This window comes from Lysinibacillus fusiformis (genome assembly GCF_002845985.1).
Taxonomy (GTDB): Bacteria; Bacillota; Bacilli; order Bacillales_A; family Planococcaceae; genus Lysinibacillus; species Lysinibacillus fusiformis_D.
On record NZ_PDFK01000002.1, the window covers coordinates 397,180 to 417,567 of the forward strand.

At 38.7% G+C, this 20,388-nt stretch carries 22 protein-coding genes; 7 read left to right on the forward strand and 15 right to left on the reverse strand.

The window, feature by feature from the left end; translation table 11 throughout:
* Positions 1-41 precede the first annotated feature (41 nt).
* Together CRI88_RS07990 and zapA are read right to left on the reverse strand one after the other, a co-directional pair.
* Positions 42-581, reverse strand: coding sequence for a CvpA family protein (locus tag CRI88_RS07990; RefSeq protein ID WP_036128251.1), 540 nt, complete (start codon positions 579-581; stop codon positions 42-44).
* Between the two features lie 5 nt (positions 582-586).
* Positions 587-847: a cell division protein ZapA gene (zapA, locus tag CRI88_RS07995; protein WP_036128254.1), complete on the reverse strand. Its 261-nt coding sequence runs from the start codon at positions 845-847 to the stop codon at positions 587-589.
* A gap of 135 nt (positions 848-982) precedes the next feature.
* On the opposite strand from zapA, the gene rnhC reads away from it, so the two are divergent.
* Entirely contained in the window at positions 983-1,909 is a 927-nt protein-coding gene (gene rnhC / locus CRI88_RS08000; protein ID WP_101966539.1) for a ribonuclease HIII, read from the forward strand.
* Between the two features lie 279 nt (positions 1,910-2,188).
* Here rnhC and pheT read toward each other — a convergent pair whose 3' ends face one another.
* The 3 genes from pheT to CRI88_RS08015 form a co-directional block, all read right to left on the reverse strand.
* Complete coding sequence (pheT, locus tag CRI88_RS08005; protein ID WP_089934415.1) at positions 2,189-4,606, reverse strand: phenylalanine--tRNA ligase subunit beta; 2,418 nt, start codon at positions 4,604-4,606, stop codon at positions 2,189-2,191.
* Positions 4,607-4,618: 12 nt separating this feature from the next.
* A complete protein-coding gene (gene pheS, locus CRI88_RS08010; RefSeq protein WP_036128260.1) occupies positions 4,619-5,656 on the reverse strand; it encodes a phenylalanine--tRNA ligase subunit alpha in 1,038 nt (345 codons plus the stop codon).
* A 392-nt stretch (positions 5,657-6,048) separates the two neighbouring features.
* Entirely contained in the window at positions 6,049-6,813 is a 765-nt protein-coding gene (locus tag CRI88_RS08015; RefSeq protein WP_058844332.1) for a TrmH family RNA methyltransferase, read from the reverse strand.
* A 172-nt stretch (positions 6,814-6,985) separates the two neighbouring features.
* On the opposite strand from CRI88_RS08015, the gene CRI88_RS08020 reads away from it, so the two are divergent.
* On the forward strand, positions 6,986-7,381 hold the full coding sequence (locus CRI88_RS08020) for a (deoxy)nucleoside triphosphate pyrophosphohydrolase (RefSeq protein ID WP_058844331.1): 396 nt from the start codon (positions 6,986-6,988) through the stop codon (positions 7,379-7,381).
* Between the two features lie 6 nt (positions 7,382-7,387).
* Here CRI88_RS08020 and CRI88_RS22775 read toward each other — a convergent pair whose 3' ends face one another.
* Positions 7,388-7,666: a diguanylate cyclase gene (locus CRI88_RS22775; protein WP_244504880.1), complete on the reverse strand. Its 279-nt coding sequence runs from the start codon at positions 7,664-7,666 to the stop codon at positions 7,388-7,390.
* 281 nt (positions 7,667-7,947) lie between these two features.
* Here CRI88_RS22775 and CRI88_RS08030 point away from each other — a divergent pair, with 281 nt between their 5' ends.
* The 3 genes from CRI88_RS08030 (at position 7,948) to CRI88_RS08035 (ending at position 9,866) form a co-directional block, all read left to right on the forward strand.
* Positions 7,948-9,357, forward strand: coding sequence for a glycoside hydrolase family 18 protein (locus tag CRI88_RS08030; protein WP_089934416.1), 1,410 nt, complete (start codon positions 7,948-7,950; stop codon positions 9,355-9,357).
* Positions 9,358-9,497: 140 nt separating this feature from the next.
* Positions 9,498-9,662 carry a YfhD family protein gene (locus CRI88_RS22315; protein WP_139149533.1) on the forward strand — a complete coding sequence of 55 codons (165 nt, stop codon included), beginning with the start codon at positions 9,498-9,500 and terminating at the stop codon, positions 9,660-9,662.
* Positions 9,663-9,674: 12 nt separating this feature from the next.
* A complete protein-coding gene (locus tag CRI88_RS08035; RefSeq protein WP_036128267.1) occupies positions 9,675-9,866 on the forward strand; it encodes an H-type small acid-soluble spore protein in 192 nt (63 codons plus the stop codon).
* Between the two features lie 51 nt (positions 9,867-9,917).
* Here the strand turns inward: CRI88_RS08035 and CRI88_RS08040 are convergent, their stop codons facing one another.
* The gene (locus tag CRI88_RS08040; protein WP_244504879.1) at positions 9,918-12,062 is read right to left on the reverse strand and encodes a bifunctional diguanylate cyclase/phosphodiesterase; all 2,145 of its coding nucleotides are present in this window, start codon (positions 12,060-12,062) and stop codon (positions 9,918-9,920) included.
* Positions 12,063-12,259: 197 nt separating this feature from the next.
* Positions 12,260-12,787 (reverse strand): RNA polymerase sigma factor, encoded by a 528-nt coding sequence (locus tag CRI88_RS08045; protein WP_036128268.1) that lies wholly within the window; start codon positions 12,785-12,787, stop codon positions 12,260-12,262.
* Between the two features lie 238 nt (positions 12,788-13,025).
* Between CRI88_RS08045 and sspI the strand changes: the two genes are divergently transcribed.
* Both sspI and CRI88_RS08055 read left to right on the forward strand, forming a co-directional pair.
* Complete coding sequence (sspI, locus tag CRI88_RS08050) at positions 13,026-13,235, forward strand: small acid-soluble spore protein SspI (RefSeq protein ID WP_036128269.1); 210 nt, start codon at positions 13,026-13,028, stop codon at positions 13,233-13,235.
* A gap of 78 nt (positions 13,236-13,313) precedes the next feature.
* On the forward strand, positions 13,314-14,693 hold the full coding sequence (locus CRI88_RS08055; RefSeq protein ID WP_089934418.1) for an FAD-binding oxidoreductase: 1,380 nt from the start codon (positions 13,314-13,316) through the stop codon (positions 14,691-14,693).
* Between the two features lie 46 nt (positions 14,694-14,739).
* On the opposite strand, the gene CRI88_RS08060 is transcribed toward CRI88_RS08055, so the two are convergent.
* Genes CRI88_RS08060 through CRI88_RS08090 form a run of 7 tightly spaced genes read right to left on the reverse strand, consistent with a single transcriptional unit; the run spans position 14,740 to position 20,246 of the window.
* Complete coding sequence (locus CRI88_RS08060; RefSeq protein ID WP_036128271.1) at positions 14,740-15,252, reverse strand: GNAT family N-acetyltransferase; 513 nt, start codon at positions 15,250-15,252, stop codon at positions 14,740-14,742.
* A gap of 15 nt (positions 15,253-15,267) precedes the next feature.
* Positions 15,268-15,981 carry an amino acid ABC transporter permease gene (locus tag CRI88_RS08065; protein WP_036128272.1) on the reverse strand — a complete coding sequence of 238 codons (714 nt, stop codon included), beginning with the start codon at positions 15,979-15,981 and terminating at the stop codon, positions 15,268-15,270.
* A gap of 12 nt (positions 15,982-15,993) precedes the next feature.
* Entirely contained in the window at positions 15,994-16,698 is a 705-nt protein-coding gene (locus tag CRI88_RS08070; protein WP_036128280.1) for an amino acid ABC transporter permease, read from the reverse strand.
* Between the two features lie 23 nt (positions 16,699-16,721).
* Complete coding sequence (locus CRI88_RS08075) at positions 16,722-17,546, reverse strand: transporter substrate-binding domain-containing protein (protein WP_089934420.1); 825 nt, start codon at positions 17,544-17,546, stop codon at positions 16,722-16,724.
* A 20-nt stretch (positions 17,547-17,566) separates the two neighbouring features.
* Positions 17,567-17,845 (reverse strand): glutaredoxin family protein, encoded by a 279-nt coding sequence (locus CRI88_RS08080; protein WP_036128274.1) that lies wholly within the window; start codon positions 17,843-17,845, stop codon positions 17,567-17,569.
* Positions 17,846-17,858: 13 nt separating this feature from the next.
* A complete protein-coding gene (locus CRI88_RS08085) occupies positions 17,859-18,872 on the reverse strand; it encodes an LLM class flavin-dependent oxidoreductase (protein ID WP_089934422.1) in 1,014 nt (337 codons plus the stop codon).
* Positions 18,873-18,917: 45 nt separating this feature from the next.
* Positions 18,918-20,246: an LLM class flavin-dependent oxidoreductase gene (locus CRI88_RS08090; protein WP_036128276.1), complete on the reverse strand. Its 1,329-nt coding sequence runs from the start codon at positions 20,244-20,246 to the stop codon at positions 18,918-18,920.
* Positions 20,247-20,388 lie beyond the last annotated feature (142 nt).

Consider the following 20,388-nt stretch of genomic DNA (forward strand, 5'->3'; position numbering starts at 1 on the left):
TAAAAACACTTCTCTCAAAACAGAGAGAAGTGCACAGTTTACTATTGCATATAAATATACCACCAGTTTTGGAACATCTTCGTAATAATCGGTGTATGCTCCAACATAAGCCCACTTAACAATGACTTCGACATTAAATTTTGAATGACATCAATCGGCAATAAAGCGCACACGTATAGCAAAATAAACATAATTAAATAGTTTTCAATCATGCCAAGTAATGCGCCAAGCCAACGATTCACTGTATTGAGCACAGGTAAATACGCAATAAAATCAAATATCGATGCCACGATTTGCAATGTTATTTTAACAGCAAAGAAAATTACCGCAAAGGCAATCACACGATAGAAGGTGCGATCTAAATCGAGACTATCAATGACGACACCAAGGCTACCTGTATCAGTGACACCTGGATAAGGCACCCAAAATACAAATTTTTGTGCTAATGGCTTATAATAAATATACGCAACAATTAGGGCTACGACAAAGCTGACAATGTGCATCATTTGTACAATGAAACCTCGTTTTGCACCGACACCAATTCCAGCTAGCAGTACCACTAATATGATTAAATCTAACATTCTCTTCAACCCTTTAGTTTTTTCAATTCTTCTTCTAGTTGCTCCATTCGTTCTTTTAATAGTAAATAATCATGTACTGTATTTACTGCCGTCAGAACAGCAAGTTTTGTGCTATCAAGTGAGGGATTATGTACGCTCATCTCGCGCATCCGGTCATCAACAATCGAAGCAACAAGTCGCATATGGCCAATGGATTCTGAGCCGACCATTTTATATGTATGACCATATATTTCCACAGAAATTTTATTTTTTTCTTGTTTTTCCATAGTCGCACCCTCCTATAAATTCGATGCACACACGATCTTTTCAGCTTGTGAGCACCATCACACAAAAAAGCTATTTATTATCATACCATGAAAGGTATAAAATTGTGAACAATGAGGACAGAAAGGAACGATTAAATGTCAAATATTGTGCTTTCCATTTCAACAAATATTCAAAAAGAGGTGATGGCTTACTACGCAACCTATTTTATCGAGCGTAAGGCTCCTGGTGTCATATTTGCTGCAAAGCTACCAGATACCGCCATTACTATGTATAAATCAGGAAAATTAATGTTTCAAGGAGGTGGTGCTGAACGCGAGGCGGCACGTTGGGGAACTATTGAAAAAACAACTAGCCAGACATTCTCATCTATCGGGGCAAAGGGTGATGTACTACCTGAAAATTTCGCAGCAATGTCTGTCTTAGGCTCAGATGAAACTGGCACAGGTGATTATTTCGGCCCTATCACAGTGGCTGCGGTATATATACCTACCTCCAAAATCGAACTTATTAATGAGCTTGGCGTAAAAGATTCGAAAATGCTAACGGATGATTACATGCGAAAAATTGCACCGGATTTACGAGCAGCTTGTGTCCATAGTGTCCTCGTATTACACAACGAGAAATATAACAGCCTACAGGCAAAAGGCTATTCCCAAGGAAAAATGAAAGCCATGATGCACAACAAGGCTCTAAAAAATACGCTGACGAAAATGGCACCTGAAAAACCCGAATTCATTTTAATCGACCAGTTTGCCGAACGCGGTGTCTATTACAATTATTTAAAAAACGAACATGAACTTGTACAAGAAAATGTCTATTTTTCTACCAAAGCAGAGCAATTACATGTCGCTGTCGCTACAGCATCTATTTTAGCGCGTGCTGCATTTTTAAAGGAAATGGATCGATTGAGTGCAATCGCAGGACTTACCTTAATGAAGGGGGCTTCTAGCAAGGTAGATATGCAAGCAGCTCGCATTTGGCGTAGCCATGGCGAGGAATTTCTACGCTCCATAACAAAATGGCATTTTGCCAACACCGAAAAAGCACGAAAGAAGATTTAAAAAGCATTCCATGTTCTTTTAAGTAGCAGGGGGAGTCTTATGGGTAGTTCCCATATCTAGGTTCTTTTGAAAAATAGTAATCTTGCTAGATTCCAATTGTACGAGAACGCTTTTAATTCGATTGAGAGCGACTTGGACTACTTTGAGCAACTACCTTCTCGGAGTGAACGCTTTGAGCCTCTTTGAGAGTGCCTTTCTGCTTGCGCTGATCCTCCCCCTTAGCTAAATTCCCCAAGTAAAAAAAGACTGCCTCAAAAAGACAGTCTTTTTTCAAATAGATTAGCGTACTTCTGTACCTGCAATCGTAGCAATAGCTTTTAACACTTTATTGTGTGCGGCTACTACTTCTTCGTCCGTTAAAGTACGTTCTGGATCGAAGTATGTGAGAGAAAATGCAACGGATTTTTTACCTAGCTCCATTTTTTCCCCTTCATAAACGTCGAATATGCGAACGTCTTTTAATAATTTCACGCCAGCTGCGCTGATAGCTTCGACAACTTCACCTGCTGTTGTTGCACGGTCCATAATGAGCGCGATATCACGAGACATGACTGGGAAACGAGGCACTGATGTATATGCAAGTGGGGCTTCTTGTGCATTTGCATTTAATAGGGCAACTAAATTCATTTCCATAACATATGTGTCTTTGACTCCCCATGCTTTTTGCTCTGCAGGATGGAGTCCACCAATAATACCGACTTGCTCGCCATCTAATAAGATGCTAGCCGTACGTCCTGGATGTAATCCATCCACTTGTGCTTTCACAAATGTCATGCGATTTTCTAAGCCAAGTTTACCGATTACACCTTCGATAATACCTTTTAGCACAAAGAAATCTACTGTTTTTTTCTCACCTTGCCAAGCATGATCTAGCCATTTACCTGTTAGTACCGCTGCTACATGCTCTTCTTCGTAAGGTTGCCCTTCATCTGATTGACCAAGGAACACAGAACCAATTTCATATAAAGCAACACCCTCAGCCTGGCGAGCCACATTATACGCAGCCGCTTCGATTAAGTGTGGAATAAGGCTTTGACGTAATGTAGAGCGCTCCTCACTCATTGGCATTAACAATTTAGTTACTGGCTCTGCTTTTAAGGCAAAACGTTGTGACAATGCATCAGATGTTAATGAATATGTTACAGCTTGGTAGAGGCCAGCCCCTTCCAAATAATGACGAACAACACGGCGATTAGCTTGGTATGGTGTTAGATTGCCTACTTGTGTTGCCCCCTCTGGCAATGTCATAGGGATTTCATCATAACCGTAAAGACGAGCAATTTCCTCTACAATATCCTCTTCGATTTTAATATCTTGGCGGCGTGTTGGTGCATCAATCATTAGTAAACCATTTGCTGCCTCTACACCAAATTTTAGACGCTCTAAAATCGAAAGCATATCTTCCAATGCAATCTTCATCCCTAAACGCTCATTAATAAAATCTGGAGAAACGACTACTCGCGCTGCTGTTTTATCTAACTCATCTACTAGACATGTACCCTCTAATACTTCACCGCCAGCTAATTCAGCAAGCAATGCGGCAGCACGTTCAGCGGCTGGTAAGACACGATTTGGGTCTACCCCTTTTTCAAAACGAGCCGATGCATCTGAACGTAGACCAAGGTGACGAGATGTTTGGCGTACTGTTAAACCATCAAAATAAGCTGATTCAATGACAACAGTCGTTGTTGCGTCTGTTACCTCTGAATTGGCACCACCCATTACGCCAGCAATCGCCACTGGTTCTTTTCCATTCGTAATGACTAAATCAGAAGCTTTTAAAGTTCGTTCTTGGTCATCCAGTGTTGTGATTTTCTCACCTTCTTTTGCTTTACGAACGACGATTTCACCTGTTGCTAGGCTATCATAGTCGAAAGCATGCAATGGTTGACCATATTCCATTAACACATAGTTGGTTACATCCACGACATTATTGTGAGGGCGTACACCCGCTGCCATTAAACGATTTTGTAACCACATTGGTGACTCACCAATTTTTACGTTTTTCACCACTTTTGCGACATACATCGGATTTGCTTGTAAATCTTCCACACGTAGCTTTAATAAATCCTGTGCTTTTTCATTAGCCGTTTTATATGCAATCTCTGGATACTTAATTTCCTCAGTAAGGATGGCACCTACTTCATAGGCTACACCAAGCATAGAAAGAGCATCTGAGCGATTTGGTGTTAAGCCTAGCTCTAGCACTGTATCACGTAAGCCTAAAATAGCCAGTGCATCAGAGCCAACTTCTGCATCTGACGGTAATACGTAGATTCCTTCTGAATATGCTTTAGGAACAAGCTTGCCTTCGATTCCAAGTTCTTGCAATGAGCAAATCATACCGTTTGATTCATGACCACGAAGTTTTGCTTTTTTTATTTTAATGCCACCTGGTAAATGTGCACCGGGACGAGCAACAATGACTTTTTGACCAGCATCTACATTTGGTGCACCACAAATAATTTGTTGTGGCTCTGCTTCTCCAACATCAACTTGACAAATATTTAACTTATCAGCTTCTGGATGTTTCTCTTTAGACACTACATAGCCAACCACTACTTTATCCATAGCGTTTGCACGATCAATAACTGCATCTACTTCGATACCAGAGCGTGTAATTTTTTCAGCTAATAGCTCAGGCGCTAAGTCCTGTGTATTGACATAATCTTTTAACCATTCTAATGATACTAACATGTTTTATCCCCCTTACGCTTCTGTTCGCTCGAATTGTGATAAGAAACGAGTGTCACTTGTATAGAAATGACGAATATCGTCAACACCATATTTCAACATCGCAATACGTTCTGCACCAATACCGAAAGCGAAGCCAGAAACTTTCTTCGGATCATAGCCAGCCATTTCTAATACATTTGGATGCACCATACCTGCGCCTAGAATCTCAATCCAACCTGTGCTCTTACATACATTACAACCAGCGCCACCACATTTGAAACAAGAAATATCCATTTCTACTGATGGCTCTGTGAATGGGAAGAAGCTCGGACGAAGTCGAATTTCGCGGTCTGCACCAAACATTTTTTTCGCTAAAGTATCTAATGTTCCTTTTAGATCACTCATACGAATATTCTCGCCAATGACTAAACCTTCAATTTGCATAAATTGATGGGAATGTGTTGCATCATCATTATCGCGACGGAATACTTTACCTGGACAAATGATGCGAATAGATTCACCCTTTTTTGCTTCCATCGTACGAGCCTGTACTGGCGAAGTATGCGTACGTAGCAATATTTCCTCGGAAATATAGAACGAATCTTGCATATCACGTGCTGGGTGTCCTTTTGGTAAATTTAATGCTTCAAAGTTATAGTAGTCCTTTTCTACTTCAGGACCTTCAGCAATTTCATAGCCCATTCCGATAAATAAATCTTCAATTTCTTCAATGACGCGTGTTAACGGATGGCGATTTCCTACTTTCACTTCACGACCTGGTAAAGTGACATCAATCGACTCACTTGCTAATTTTTCAGCAATCGCTGCTTCCTCTAGAACAACCACCTTTGTTTCTAGTACTGCTGTTACATTTTCACGAACATTATTCACTAAAGCCCCCATTTTCGGACGTTCTTCAGCTGATAATTTCCCCATCCCTTTTAGTAAATCTGTGATAGGTCCTTTTTTCCCTAGATATGCAACACGCACTTCATTCAATTCTTTTAAATTTGCTGCTGCTTCAATTTTAGCAAGAGCTTCTTGCTCTAATTGTTTTAATTGCTCTTCCATGTTAAAACCTCCTTAGAAAATAAATGCCTGCATTTTAGGCATAAAAAAAACTCGCCCCTAAAAAGGGACGAGGACATATTCGCGGTACCACCCTAGTTATTGCAAGCCAAAAACTTACAATCACTTCATTGACATAACGACTTGATGAAGCCGGCACACCTTTACAGCATCACGCTGGTCCCGGTAGCTGCTCACGGGCTGAATTCAAAATTGCATTGGTACGGCGTCGGCTCTCAATCTCCGGCCTTACGCTCCCTGTCGTCCATTCACAATCTTTACTACTTCCCGATCAAAGCATTTATTATTTAAACATACATTTTAGAATAAATTATACAATAACGAATAGTAGCAAATCAAGAGACAACTACCTGAATCCCACAAGGATCTGTCAATTATTTCACAAAGCCATATAAAACAATACCTGTTGCAACTGCTACGTTTAATGATTCAGCTTGTCCAAAAAGTGGAATAATCATATTTTGATCTGTCATCGCTAATAGCTGTGGCTGGATGCCACTTCCTTCATTCCCCATAATAATAGCAAATGCACCCGAATGCTGAATGTCACTATATGGCACTGCCTCCTCATCCAAAGCAGTACCAAAGACAGGTACACCTTGATTTTGTAGCAAGTCTACCCATTCTGCTAAGTCTCCGCGTACTACTGGGATATGGAAATGGGAGCCTTGAGCTGCGCGTAATGTTTTAGGATTGTAGGCATCTGCACAGCCTTTTCCTAAAATCACGGCATCTAATCCTGCTGCATCGGCAGTGCGTATCATTGTTCCAATATTACCAGGATCTTGGACTGCATCAATTAATAGCACTTTACGCCAAGTGGCCTTCACTTCATCCTCTAAAATTGGCTGTTTACATACAGCAAACACGCCTTGAGAAGTTTCTGTTTCTGCGAATTCCTTTGTTACTGCTGCTGTTACTTCTACAATAGCAACATCATCAATCGGCCATAACATTGGCAAATCAATACCTTCACGTACAATAATTTGTAATACTTGCTCTTTATTTTTTAAAGCTTCCTCCACAAGATGAAAACCCTCTATTAGAAATTCACCTGATCGTTCACGCTCTTTTCTTGTTGTCGCTAACTTTTTCCAATATTTCACTAACGCATTTTGCGTAGATTCAATTCTCTTCATATGCTACCTCTTACCGCCTTTTTCCTATATATTGACCACTATTATACCTTAGCAAATGGCAAATTTCATAGTTATGTGAGAAAACTATTATTTTCTACAGTCGTTCAGTAAAGAACAATATAGACATGCTATAATTAGACACAGCATACTAAGTCAAGGCAGCTGAATATAAATGAAAAAAACGATACATGTCGTTGGTGTCATTATAGAAAATGAGCAGCAAGAAATTTTCTGTGCTTTAAGAAATCCACATATGGTACTAGCAAATTACTGGGAGTTTCCTGGTGTGAAGATAGAACACGGCGAAACACCTGCGCAGGCGCTTTATCGTGAAATTTTTGAGGAATTTGACTGTATGATTCAAGTAGGTGATCGAGTCGCAGTAACCCTTCATGAATACGACACATTTTTCGTTCACTTAGAAACATATAAGGCAACGATTGTGAAAGGCGTACCCAAAATACTAGAACATGCTGAAGCAAAATGGGTTCCTCGCAAGCAATTGCTCGAACTTCCATTCGCTCCAGCAGATCTACCTTCTATCCAAAAATTATTAGCCGAAAAATAAAGACATTCATTTCATCTCATGATAATGAGTAACTCGGTTGCATCCATACGCTTTCAATACATACAGTGCTTCATCTGCTTTTTTTATGAAAGGCATGTCTGTATTCCCAGCTGTTATTGTAGCAATCCCTCTACTGAGCGTAATACGTCCTGTCGGCCAATTATCCTGCTTAACAGTTTGTCTTAATTGTTCTCCAATTGCTTTTGCCACAGCTATTTCGTTCACTGGTAAGATGCTGATAAATTCCTCATCGCCGTAACGAGCAACATTGTCTTTTACACGCACTCGATGCTGCAGTAGCTGTGCTAATTGAACAGGACATCATCTCCCACTTAATGACCCTCTATATCATGAACGTTTTTAAAATGATCGATATTTAAAATACATAAGGAGAAGGGCTCTGCCGTCCCCGTGCCCCTCACCTTTTTCAACAACAAGCACCTTTCTCCCCATGAAACTTATCAAAGAATTTGAAGTTTCAACCAATTTACTAGACTCACATGAAAATACTCATTTTCACCTTTGAAACATATGATGCACTAATAACATCATGTAGGAGGTATTCTATGCTTATTCATGTAGTGAGTGCTGGCGAAACATTATGGCAAATAGCCAATCATTATGCTGTACCTGTTCAATCGATCAGTCTATTAAATGCATTAGCTACACCCGATCAATTAGCTATCGGGCAATCACTAGTTATTCCTTCTCCTTATACCATTTATACTGTTCAAAGTGGGGACACGTTATGGTCAATTGCACAACGTTTTAGTGTTCCTTTACAGTCCATCATTTCAGAAAATCATCTAACAAATCCTGATATGTTAACACCAGGAACGAAATTAATAATTCCCCCCATCATCCATATCGTGCAGCCAGGAGAAACATTATGGCAAATAGCTCAGCGCTACGGTACGACCGTTCAAGTCATTGTGGTGGAAAATCAAATAAACAATCCTAATATGCTATATGTAGGAACTAATTTAATCATCCCAAGAGAATTACCGATGATTGAAGTCAATGCTTATTCCTATCAGCCGTTTGAAGAAGCGATTGATTCAATTAATGCCGTTGGTCATCTTTTAACGTACTTTAGTCCCTTTGCTTATAAAATGAAAGAAGACGGTACATTACAGCCCATCAGCGATGAAAGTATGATAGCAGCTGCAAAGGCTAAAAACATCATCCCTATGTTAACGCTCGCTAATTTTACTGCTACAGAGGAAGGCTCTAATTTAGCACATGTCGTCTTGTCCGATGCTGACCTACGAAAAAAAGTCATGAATAATGTTTTACAAGTGATGCAAGATAAAGGCTACCAAGTATTGAATATCGATTTTGAAAATGTTTTGCCAGCAGATCGTGAAAATTTCAATGCTTTTATACAATTAGCCGCTGATATGCTTCATCCAAAGGGCTATTTAGTGTCAACTGCCCTTGCACCAAAAACAAGTGCTACGCAAACTGGCACATTGTATGAAGCACATGATTACGAAGCACATGGGAGAATTGCAGATTTTGTAGTATTAATGACGTATGAATGGGGATATCGACTTGGCCCTCCACAAGCCATTTCCCCTATTAATGAAATGCGAAGAGTTGTGGAATATGCCTTAACTGAAATTCCAGCCGATAAGATTCTATTGGGCTTTGAGCTGTATGCGCGTGATTGGCTCTTACCTCATGTCAAAGGACAGGAAGCAGAAACGTTTAGTCCGCAGGAGGCGCTTAATAGAGCCATCAAGTACGGAGCAACAATACAATTTGACCCGACTGCACAATCTCCTTTTTATCAGTATGTCGATGAGCAAGGAAGGCATCATGAGGTATGGTTTGAAGATGCAAGAAGTGCACAGGCGAAATTTGATATGGTCAAACACTATAACCTTCGAGGTATTAGTTATTGGGCATTAGGTTTCCCGTTCCCTCAAAATTGGGTTTTATTAAGCAATCATTTTTCCATTAAAAAACCGTAGTGCTCGTTATTGTTCTCAAAAAATAAAGAGCTATGCAACTTTTTCCCATGTGAAGTAACGACTTACTACCTGTGATGTCGGGATAAAAAATGCTGTTTGAAGCCATATTAACCTATATCAACAGGAAAGGAGCAACTCACATGGGAAGAGACAATAAACAAGGTCAAAGCAATAATAAAGCTTCATTACCTCAAACACCAAAAAACCAAAAAATCGCACCAAATAAGGTGAGTGAAGAATTTTCTCAAGAGTTTATGGAGCTCATTAATTCAGTCACACAAAACAAAAATAAACAAAAAAAATAAGGGGGGCTTCCGTTGAATTTTCAACGTGCACAAGAAATTGTTGCCTCACCGTCAGAATATGAAGTGAGCTATAATGGCGTTTCCGTCTGGATCGACCAACTCCACAATGATGAGAAAACAGCGACTGTTCACCTTCGCCGCTCTTTAGAGGAGCGATCTGAAGTAGCTATTTCCGAATTAAAGGAAGAATATCTCGTTCATTAAACAGATAGAACCTGCTTATTTGCATAGTCAATAAGCAGGTTCTTTTTTTATTTAAATAATATAATCCTCAATATATTGAAGCTGTGTTAACACTTCATCTATATGGTGGTGTAACTCCGTATAAGTTTCTGAAATTTGCTGAGGTGAGATTGGCTTACTAAATAGATAGCCTTGAATATAATCACAACCGCCATCCATCAGAAATGATAGTTGTTCCACTTCTTCAATACCTTCTGCAACAACCTTTAAACGCAAATGTTTAGCCATCGAAATAATCATGGAAACAAGTGCTTCATCGTTTGGATTATGCGGCACATTTCTTACAAAAGTACGGTCGATTTTTAAACAATCAATGGGAAAATCCTTTAAATAGGATAAAGATGAATAGCCTGTTCCAAAATCATCTACAGCAATTTGAATGCCTAATGCCTTTAATTCATGTAATAGCTGTGTCATTTGATCAATATTCATCGTCATACTTTCCGTAATTTCTAATTGTAGATATTTAGGCGTCAATTTTGTGCGTTGTAAAATTTCTTCCACCATTTCTACTAAATCCTGCTGAAATAATTGCCCAAGTGACAAATTCACTGCCACCTTCATCGGGGGTAACCCTTGTTTTTCCCATGTTTTCGCTTGCATACAAGCTGTTTCTAATATCCATTTACCTAATGGGATAATAAGCCCACACTCTTCGGCAATGGGAATAAATACATCTGGTGGTACAAAGCCACGCGTCGGATGCCGCCAGCGGGCCAATGCTTCGACGGATTCAATTGTGCCCGTCTTTAAATTTACCTGTGGCTGATAATCTAAATAAAACTCATTATTGGCTAATGCATTATGTAAGTCTTGCTCTAACAAAATTCGATCTGCAATGTCTTTTGACATATAAGGCTTATAAAAAAGAAATCTTTGGGGTATTTGTCTAGCCTCTCTCATTGCTAATTGGGCATGCATCAATAGCTCTTCGCCCGTCCATTTATCCTCATAGAGGGCAATGCCCATATTCAAGTTGCCATTTAATGAAAATAATTGTACCTGCAAAGGGTCTTTCATGGCACTTTTGAGATTTAAGCAAAATTGTAATAATTCTTCAACCGTCTTTACATGATTAATATAAATAACAAATTGACCCTCTCGCAGCTTCGTTGCAAAATAATGAGGAGGTACAATCGCTTGAATGCGCTCTGCGACAAGCTTCATCATTTTATTAGAATTACTTATCCCGATAGAGGAGCGAATGGCTGCAAAACGGTCAATTTCTATGGCAATGATGGCCTTCTGCACTTGATTATCATGTAAATTTTCCTTTAACGTCTTTAGTAATAAATGCTCATTTGGCAGTAGTGTTATATCATCGTGATAGGCCTGAAATCGCAGCTCTTCTTGAGATTGTTCAAGATCCTTTTTAATTTTTAATAATTGTTGAAACGGCTTTTCCACAGATGTATAATAAATCGCCTTTAAGAAAAAGTAAAAGGCTAAAAATTGATAAATTAATGCCGAGAAATCCCATATCGCATTTTGATCTTGACTAAAAATAAAAAAGACATCACTTACAATAAGCGAGATGGCTGCACTGATTAACCACATCGATCGCTTCGGCATTTTTTTTAGATACCTACTTACTATCACAATGGTTATAATTTGAAGAATTATAGCAAAAAGGTGTACCATATTATCAATATACACTAGCAATTGTTCTGACAATATGTTGGATACCATATACACTAGAGAAATACTGACTATAACGAATAGCAAAGAACTACCATATGTAAACAACCGATAGTTCATTGATAATTGTTGTCTTTTGAATAAAATAATCAGTAGAAATCCAATGGATAGATACACACGCATTAATATATGTATTGACTCGTCCATATAGCCCCATTCAGTAGATTGACTAAAGAACAAGCTAACTAATTCAAGTAATGCAATTATAAAAAAAATGTTCCCTATGTATAAAGTTTGATTGGATAATAAGTGTGAAAATACTAAATAAGATTGGATCGCAATAGCCATTGTAAAAACAATGATTAAAACTTGGATCACCAATTTTAAATTTTGATAAATGTCACCCTGGAATACACCATACATTTGATTGCTAAAGCTTAATAATGGTATGACAAGTAATAACGGCAATATTATGTACCAAACCTCTTTTTTCTCTATTTGATTAAACCATTTCTCCACTACAAACCCTCCATACAACTATCTAAACATTGACTAGGAAATTCTAACTAACTATATTAAATAATACACTTAGAATTGTATATTTCTTTGACTTCTTACAAATCATAACACTTTTATCTGAATTTGTATGCATTCATATCAAGTATGCTAATATTCATTTTATTTCAATATTAGCATACTTTTGATATTTTAGTACTTCATTCCACTTCAAAAACTTGGTTACTTAGCCTCTGGAAGATTCTAGCCCGTCTTTTTTTACTAGCAGCGACAGATAAACCTAGTACTTTGGCTATTTCTTGATCATTGTAGCCTTCTACATAATAAAGGAGTAGTATTTTTCTTTCTATCTGCTTTAACTGGGTCAAAATACTTTCAAGGTCAATAGAATTTTTTTGATTCTCCCCTCCTTTGAACTCACTACGAACATAATCGAGTGTTTCATCATCAACGACTGTTATTCGCTCTTTATAGCTTTTTTCCTTTGATAATTCATTTAAAATCTCTCCTTTGATCGATGAATATATATAAGCGGAAAATTGTCCTTTTGCTGGATCTGCTTTTAGCCATGCCCTCCATACAGCAATGGAAGCAATATGACGATAATAATCAAACTCCTTATAGATATGAAGTTGCTTAAGAATAACGGTAATCATTGGTTGCACACATTCTAATATTTCTTCAAAGGATTGTGTTGGTGAAAGCTTTTGCTCGTTCTGAATAGACATTTTACTCTTCCTGTCGACTATGCACAGTCCAATATTCCTAGGTGATACTATCTTAGTCCCTGGCGTTTATTGAAAGCGAGTACACATTTTCATCATTTCATCGTTGAGAATGACTAAAACCCCTGTCCTATTTATACATAATCTCAGCAATTTATTGTAAAAATCATATATTTTTCTTTGGCATTTCATACATATTTAAACGATGATTGGACAAATTACTACTAAGGAGGCGAAATAGATGAATTTTCAAATAAGAGATGCCATTACTGCAAATGTTCATGGTCAATCTGCAGCAGAATTTAAAGATATTGTGGAAGATGCCATTAACCGTGGAGAAGAACATTTACTGCCAGGGCTTGGGGTGTTTTTCGAAAATTGGTGGAAGCAATCAAGTCCATCTGAACAAGATGAATTCGTTCAAAAACTAGAAAAAATATTTGCAAACTGATTTTTAATGCACAGTGCATTCCATTTCCAATAAATGCGTGATAAAGTTTTATTTATCAGAAAATTTGGAGGGATTGGAATGACTGTTGCAGTAGAATTACTTGTCAATCAACTCAAACAGGTGTTATTAGAAGAACAAGTGTCAACAAACGAAACGGTACGACAGCTACATGGGAAGGATGAATCTCATCATGCGGTGAGCCTACCTGATATCGTTGTTTTTCCACGCTCCACAGCAGATGTCAGTGCCGTTTTAAAAATTGCACATGCACAACGTGTACCAGTTGTACCATTTGGTGTTGGCTCCAGCCTAGAAGGAAATGCAATTCCTATTGCACATGGTATTTCCATCGACTTCTCTGAAATGAATGCTATTTTAGAAGTTCGACCTGATGACCTTCTTGTAAAAGTACAGCCTGGGGTCACACGTTCTCAATTAAATAAGGAATTAAAAAAGCACGGTCTACAATTCACAGTAGATCCAGGTGCAGATGCAACATTAGGTGGCATGGCAGCAACGAATGCTAGTGGTACAACCGCAGTACGTTACGGTGTTATGCGGGATCAAGTTCGTGATTTAGAGGTTGTACTTGCAGACGGCTCCGTCATCCATACTGGTAATTTAGCTGCGAAGTCCTCTTCTGGTTATCATCTCAACGGTCTATTTGTAGGCTCAGAAGGGACACTTGGCTGCTTTACAGAGTTAATATTGAAAGTCTACGGTATACCTGAATTTGTAACAGCAGGACGCGCATTTTTTGATACAGTAGGCGATGCTGTCTGTGCCGTCACTGCTTTATTACAGGTAGGCATTTCAATCGGCCGAGTGGAATTAGTTGATGAAGCCTCTATGAAACAAGCCAATATCTATAACGATACTTCCTATAGCGAAAAACCAACATTATTTTTAGAATTTCACGGAAATGAAGCAGGTATGCATGCAGATATAGCATTTGCTACAGAAATTTTTGAGGACTTCGGCTGTCTATCCGTTGAATTTGAACAAGATAATGCGGCACGTAACAAGCTTTGGGAAGCACGTCATTCCTTAGCCTATGCGTATATTCATGCTTACCCTGGGAAAAAGCTTATGTCAACAGATGTCTGTGTACCAATCTCCATGCTTGCAGAAACCATTTTGTATGCGCGTGAGCAGCTCGATCATATTGGTCTTGCAGGCGGGATTGTCGGACATGTGGGCGATGGAAATTTCCATGCACTACTAATGTTAAATCCTAATGACATAGAGGAGCAGGCAAAAGCAGATCGCTTCAATGAACAGATTGTTCAATATGCTTTACTTCGGGGTGGTACATGTACAGGTGAACATGGTGTTGGCATTGGCAAAATGAAATATCAAGCTACTGAGCACGGTACCTCTTTAGCTGTCATGAAAAGTATAAAAGCAGCACTCGATCCATATAACATTATGAATCCAGGAAAAATTTTCACCCTATAACTAACGATAAACCCGCTGAATGACTATGTCATCAGCGGGTTTATGTTTATAAATCATAGCGGAAGCTCTTGACTAAAATGTCGCCCTTATAAAATTCCTTTGACTCGTCTCGTACAAAGCCTAGAGATAAATAAAGATTAATAGCAGCCTGCATGATATCACCTGAATGTAAATAAAGAGCCTTATCCTGTCTCTTTCTGGCAAAGGCAAAACTTTCGTGTAATAATTTCTTAGCGACCCCTTGCCCTCTCCCTTTCGGATGTACGCCTAACAAGCGTACGATCGTAGATTGAATATTCAGCTCTGGCAAGCCATATGCTTTTTCCGCATCAGTAAATATTTGTAGCCCTCCTACTATCTCCTCACCACGCTTTGCTACAAGAATTGTTTCTGCGTTCGGATTGCCGACTGAAGCACGGATATCACTTAAATATGACTGCCAATGTTCAGGGTCCTGATAGTCTTTTTCGTATTGCTCATAGCTCTCGACTAAAACCTCAAGATAGCGTTCATAATCTTCCTCTTGTAAATGTTCAATCACAATGTCAGCTACTGTCATGCTAGTTTCCCCTTTCTATGATGAAAAGCCACCCTTACGATAGGCGGTTACTCTTTTTTCAATGCGATGTGAGATCCATTCTGCCACAATTGATATTCCCCAATAAATGATTCCCACAGCAATAAATGACTCTAAAAACTTTAAATTCACAGAAGCAACGATATTCGCAGCACCAGTCAACTCTTTAATAGATAGAAAAAATGCTAAGGATGTGGCATGTAAAAAGCCAATAAAGACGTTTGTCAAATTCGGAATAGACTGCCCAAATGCTTGCGGTAAAATATAACGTCGCATCGCTTGAGTAAATGTTAAACCAATCGCATAGGCTGCTTCTAATTGTCCTTTCGGTACACTTAATATTCCTGAGCGAATAATTTCAGAAGCATAAGCTCCCGCACTAAGTGTTAAGGCGAGTATGACAAAAAATAATATAGGAATGGTGCTTGATTGTATCTTTAACTGTAAAGTACTTGCCATCATATCCACTAGCATTGGCAAGCCAAAATAAACGAGCATGATATGCATAATAATGGGCGTGCCTCTAAAAAAAGAGACATAAAAATTAAGTATAGGCGCAATAAATTTTATTTGTTTAATGCGAACAAAAGCGACGATTATCCCTATAACAATACCTAATAATACAGGTGTAATGGTCATGAATAAGGTTAAAGGTATTACTTTACTAATTTCTCGTAAGGCTTCTACTATAAAAGCCAGATCAATGGTCATACTATATTCCCCCTATTGTGAAGCCAATTCCTTTGGCATATAACGATTAAAATAGCGTTCATTGAACTTAAATAGTTTTTCCAGCACGATCACGATAATATAGTAAACAATAGACAATGCTACATAGATTTCAAACGCTCGTGTCGTTGAAGCAATCAAGGTTTCTCCACGTCCAACCATATCCATTACGCCAATAGAGAACGCTAGTGATGTATCTTTTAATGAACTAATCATCGTGTTTGCTATATTTGGAAAAGCAACACGAATTGCCTGTGGGAAAACAATGCGCATAAAAGCCTGTGTTCCATTTAAGCCTACTGAATAGGCAGCCTCCATTTGTCCTCGGTCAACGGTTAAAATAGCAGCACGAAATATTTCGGCAAAGGCTGCCGCATTGCTTAGTGTGTAGGTAATAATGACAAAATACATCGCATCCATGCGAGTAACATCAATATGAATCAATTTTAGCAATGCAGGTATGCCGTAAAATACTAAGAACAACTGCACTAAAATAGGGGTTCCACGAATAAAGGATATATAGACCGTGATGATCTGCTTCAATACGGGTATGTGAAGTAGCTTCGGTATGGCTAGCACAATCCCTAGTACCATACCAAAAAGTATGGAGAATAGTAGTATTTCAAATGTTACTGGTAAATATTGAAGCAATGTTGGAATGATCTTCGCAATGAGCATGACATCAAAGTTATTTTCCATACTTCCGCCTTCCTTTCCTGTCATTAGAAGTCTACTGTGTAATCATCACCTAACCATTTTTTACTAAGTTCACTTACCACTCCCTCTTTCTTTAATTCAACGATAGCTTCATCTAAGCGCTCCTGTAATGTCACTTCATTTTTATTGAGTAAAAAGTATACTTTTGAATTTAATAATGCGTCACCTACAACCTTTTGTTGTGCTTCATTGCTCTCGTTATAGTATCTGACTGCGAACGGTGTTGTAATAATGGCATCAATACGACCAGTAGCCAGTTGATTATTGACATCTACTGAACCAGAAGAATAGACGATATTCGCTCCTAAATTATGCTCTTTATTATATTTTTCAATAAAAACAGCGGAGTTACTCGTTGGTGAAACACTGATATTCTTCCCTTTCAAATCCTCAACGGATTGAATTTCTTTATTTTTCTCATTCACTGTCACCTTTAATGGGAAGACATTATACGGCTCTTTATTGAATAAAAACTTCTCCTGTCGTTCACTATTGACTTCCATTTGATGGGCAATAAAATCAATTTTCCCTGTCTCTAAACTTAGTAATAAATTGGAAAATTCCATTGTTTTAAACTCAAATTCATATTCTGGTAGCTTCTCATCAATTGCTCGAACAAGCTCCACGTCATAGCCCGTTAAATTGCCTTTATCATCTAAAAAGCAGATGTTTGGAAACTGTGTCCCCGTACCTACAATGATTTTTTGAACATCTTTCCCACCCTGTGCTGTATTTTGGGCACTCGCATCTCCATCTGATTTTTCTGAGCTTACGCAGGCTGTTAATAGTGCCGCTAGTACAAATAGTAGATAAAACGATATTTTTTTCATAAAATCCCTCATTCCTTCTGTTATGCATGTGAGGGTAAGCTCACAGCAAGTGCCTTCTGCAGGTGTTCTAAACCTATTTCTGTTACAGCTTGATAGATACCCGTTTCACTTGATCCAATTTCTACAACAGGTACATATCGAACACCATATTTTATTTCAAGGATGTCGCGGAACGTATCATTCGACGTGACATCCACCGTTTTGTATGCTATTCGTTGTTCCTGTAAATACGCTTTTATATCCTCGCAATAACTACAACCTTGTTTCGACCAAACAATTATCTCTACATTTTTTGTCATGATGATGACCTCCTTAGCTGACTGCCACTTTTTGCTGTAGCTGTAAATTAACTGGACTTAATAGTTCGAATGAGCGTTTACGTTCAAACTCCTTCAATACAGGAGTATGCAAAATGAATTCATCTACCTGATATTGAACATGAAAATCATCTAATATTGCTTTAATATCCTTAGGCGATCCATAGACAATATCTGCCTCATATTGTTTGACTGTATACGCCTCTCCAGACTCTTGACCAAATTTTTCAGCTAGCTCTATGGATTGTAATGTCAGTGTTCTACCACTCGCTAAATGCACCTTCGTAATTTTTTGATCCCCAATCAATTCCTTTGCTTCCTTTTTGGTTGGAGCTGCAATGGCTGCGATTGATATGGCGAAGTGGCCACTGGCATTATACTCACGATAGATACGTGCTGCTTGCGCTAATACATCATTGTCACTATTAATAAATCGAGCAAAGACAAATGCAATGCCGAGTTTTCCTGCAAGAGCAGCACTTTCTGGGCTAGCACCGAGTAAAAATAATGTTGGCTTTATCTTCGGAATCGGCGTTGCTTGTATACCATATAATTCGTGCTCTTTTGGTATTGATTGCTCAATTAATTGCTGTAAAAATGTTAGTCTATCTTCAAAATCGTCCCCTTGATTGAGCGTGCCATATTGTAATGCCTTTGTGGAAAGAGGTAAACCACCTGGTGCTTTTCCAATACCTAAATCCACTCGTCCTGGCTCCAACGCTGCCAGTACATGGAAGTTTTCTGCCACCTTGTATGGGCTGTAATGTTGTAGCATCACACCACCTGACCCGATATGAATGGACTTTGTCTTTGCCAATAAATAGGAAACTAATACTTCTGGCGAGGAACCTGCTAATGTTTCTGTATGATGGTGCTCCGACACCCAAAAACGTGAGTAACCTAACTGCTCCGCTTTTTGTGCAAGTGCCACTGTTTTTTGCAAAGTTTGTTCGTTTGTTGCACCCTCGATAATCGGACTTTGATCTAATATGCCTAATGTATAGCTCATCCAATGCCTCCTAATTTCTTTTATTCTAATAAATTTACTAGGTTTTTAGACAGACTGTGTGACATAGCGACTTTCTTTGAATGGTAATCCCAAATTCCCGCGCAGTGTTTCTGCCTCATAGTCTTTACGATAAAGTCCTCTTGCTTGTAAAATAGGCACGACCTTATCCACAAAATCTTCAAGAGCACCAGGCACTGTCACACCAATGATGAAGCCATCTGCCGCTTCCTTTTCAAACCATTTCTGTACAAGATCCGCTACCTGCTCAGCTGTCCCAAAAAAGGCTGTTTTAGGTGTAGCTTCACGTAAAGCAACCTGACGTAATGTAAGACCCTCTTGTTTAGCATATCGTTTAATATAATCAGTTGTACTTCTAAAGCTATTGGCTCCAATGTCACCTAGTTCAGGAAACGGAGCATTCACATCATACTGAGTAAAATCATGATGGTCGAAATAACGCCCAAGATAAGCAAGTGCACGGTCTATGGAAACTAGTTCAACGATTTCTTGATATTTTGCCTCTGCTTCCTCCACTGTATCGCCAATAATAGGTGAAATTCCTGGGAAGATTTTTACTTCATCTGGATTACGCCCAAATGCTGCCACCTCTGTTTTTACTCTTCTGTAAAATGTTTGCGCCTCTTCAATTGATGCACCATGTGTAAAAATAGCATCTGCATCCTTGGCAGCCAATCGAATGCCTGCATCTGATGACCCAGCTTGGAAAATAACAGGCTGACCTTGTTTTGACCGTCCAATATTGAGTGGACCTTGAACTGAAAAATAGGTCCCTTTATGATGTAAAATGTGTAATTTTTCTGGATCAAAAAATTGATCATTGTCAACGTCAGCAATAAATGCATCATCATCCCAAGAATCCCATAAGCCTTTGACAACCTCTAAATATTCTTCCGCAATTTGATAACGCTCTGCATGGTTAGGATGTTGGTCGATTGTTTTATTGTAGTTCAAAGCAGTACTTTCTAATGGAGTAGTTACTACATTCCAGCCTGCACGCCCCGCACTAATATGATCTAATGAAGCAAATTGTCTTGCCACTGTAAATGGTTCGCTATAGGAAGTTGAAACGGTTCCAACTAAGCCAATATTCTTCGTCGCTACAGCCAATGCTGATAAAATTGTAATCGGCTCAAAGCGGTTTAAAAAATGAGGGATGGATTTTTCATTAATAAATAAACCATCTGCAATAAATGCTACATCAAATTTCCCTTGCTCTGCCTTCTGAGCCTGCTGAATATAAAAAGGCAAGCTTACACTTTGATTACTCGCTACCTTTGGATGACGCCAACTAGAAATATTGCCCCCCACTCCATGAATGATGGCCCCAAATCGAATTTTATCCTGTCTAGCCATGTCAATTCCTCCTCAATCCTTATTATTTACTAAACTTAGTGGTTAAGTATGTTTTTGTTTAAAAATTTTTTATTTATGCTAATTCATAAATAAATTTGGATTGAGAATGATATTACAGTTCCTTTAGACAATATGCAATAGG

Excerpts from the sequence above, each read along its gene's own strand:
- CRI88_RS07990 (WP_036128251.1), bottom strand. The coding sequence starts at position 581 with ATGTTAGATTTAATCATATTAGTGGTACTGCTAGCTGGAATTGGTGTC.
- zapA (WP_036128254.1), bottom strand. The coding sequence starts at position 847 with ATGGAAAAACAAGAAAAAAATAAAATTTCTGTGGAAATATATGGTCAT.
- rnhC (WP_101966539.1), top strand. The coding sequence starts at position 983 with ATGTCAAATATTGTGCTTTCCATTTCAACAAATATTCAAAAAGAGGTG.
- pheT (WP_089934415.1), bottom strand. The coding sequence starts at position 4,606 with ATGTTAGTATCATTAGAATGGTTAAAAGATTATGTCAATACACAGGAC.
- pheS (WP_036128260.1), bottom strand. The coding sequence starts at position 5,656 with ATGGAAGAGCAATTAAAACAATTAGAGCAAGAAGCTCTTGCTAAAATT.
- CRI88_RS08015 (WP_058844332.1), bottom strand. The coding sequence starts at position 6,813 with ATGAAGAGAATTGAATCTACGCAAAATGCGTTAGTGAAATATTGGAAA.
- CRI88_RS08020 (WP_058844331.1), top strand. The coding sequence starts at position 6,986 with ATGAAAAAAACGATACATGTCGTTGGTGTCATTATAGAAAATGAGCAG.
- CRI88_RS08030 (WP_089934416.1), top strand. The coding sequence starts at position 7,948 with ATGCTTATTCATGTAGTGAGTGCTGGCGAAACATTATGGCAAATAGCC.
- CRI88_RS22315 (WP_139149533.1), top strand. The coding sequence starts at position 9,498 with ATGGGAAGAGACAATAAACAAGGTCAAAGCAATAATAAAGCTTCATTA.
- CRI88_RS08045 (WP_036128268.1), bottom strand. The coding sequence starts at position 12,787 with ATGTCTATTCAGAACGAGCAAAAGCTTTCACCAACACAATCCTTTGAA.
- sspI (WP_036128269.1), top strand. The coding sequence starts at position 13,026 with ATGAATTTTCAAATAAGAGATGCCATTACTGCAAATGTTCATGGTCAA.
- CRI88_RS08055 (WP_089934418.1), top strand. The coding sequence starts at position 13,314 with ATGACTGTTGCAGTAGAATTACTTGTCAATCAACTCAAACAGGTGTTA.
- CRI88_RS08060 (WP_036128271.1), bottom strand. The coding sequence starts at position 15,252 with ATGACAGTAGCTGACATTGTGATTGAACATTTACAAGAGGAAGATTAT.
- CRI88_RS08065 (WP_036128272.1), bottom strand. The coding sequence starts at position 15,981 with ATGACCATTGATCTGGCTTTTATAGTAGAAGCCTTACGAGAAATTAGT.
- CRI88_RS08070 (WP_036128280.1), bottom strand. The coding sequence starts at position 16,698 with ATGGAAAATAACTTTGATGTCATGCTCATTGCGAAGATCATTCCAACA.
- CRI88_RS08075 (WP_089934420.1), bottom strand. The coding sequence starts at position 17,546 with ATGAAAAAAATATCGTTTTATCTACTATTTGTACTAGCGGCACTATTA.
- CRI88_RS08080 (WP_036128274.1), bottom strand. The coding sequence starts at position 17,845 with ATGACAAAAAATGTAGAGATAATTGTTTGGTCGAAACAAGGTTGTAGT.
- CRI88_RS08085 (WP_089934422.1), bottom strand. The coding sequence starts at position 18,872 with ATGAGCTATACATTAGGCATATTAGATCAAAGTCCGATTATCGAGGGT.
- CRI88_RS08090 (WP_036128276.1), bottom strand. The coding sequence starts at position 20,246 with ATGGCTAGACAGGATAAAATTCGATTTGGGGCCATCATTCATGGAGTG.